This is a genomic window from Paenibacillus sp. sgz302114, from assembly GCF_056120345.1.
The window spans coordinates 1-388 of sequence record NZ_JBVYOI010000047.1; the positions used below are offsets into that span (position 1 = coordinate 1).

Sequence of the window (388 nt, forward strand, 5' to 3'; positions counted from 1 at the left end):
AGTGTCGCTGAATGGTGCGCTGGCGCGACTGGCGTTGCGTGTAAACTTGCTCGGCGGGATTGACTGTGGTTCCTGGTGGCTGGCCCAGGCCGGGCTGCTGGATGGTTATCGTGCCACCATTCATTGGCCTGAACAGCCGCAATTTGCGGACCGCTTCCATAAAGTCATTGCCAGCCAGCACTTGTACGAGCACGATCGTGACCGTTTCACCAGTGGCGGCAGCCTGGCTGCGCTCGACGGTATTCTGGCCTTGATCAGTCAGCAGCACGGCAGTGAACTGGTCGAACAGATTGCAGAGGCGCTTTGTGTCGAACGTATCCGTGCCAGCAACGAACGCCAGCGCGTACCACTGGCCAGCCGTATTGGTGAACGCCAGCCCAAGCTGACC

1 protein-coding gene is annotated in these 388 nt (G+C 59.8%); it reads left to right on the forward strand.

Annotation, left to right across the window (positions count from 1 at the left end; genetic code table 11):
- A partial coding sequence (locus AC0LWF_RS27860; RefSeq protein WP_474654704.1) for a type 1 glutamine amidotransferase family protein occupies nucleotides 1-388 on the forward strand: 388 nt, incomplete at both ends.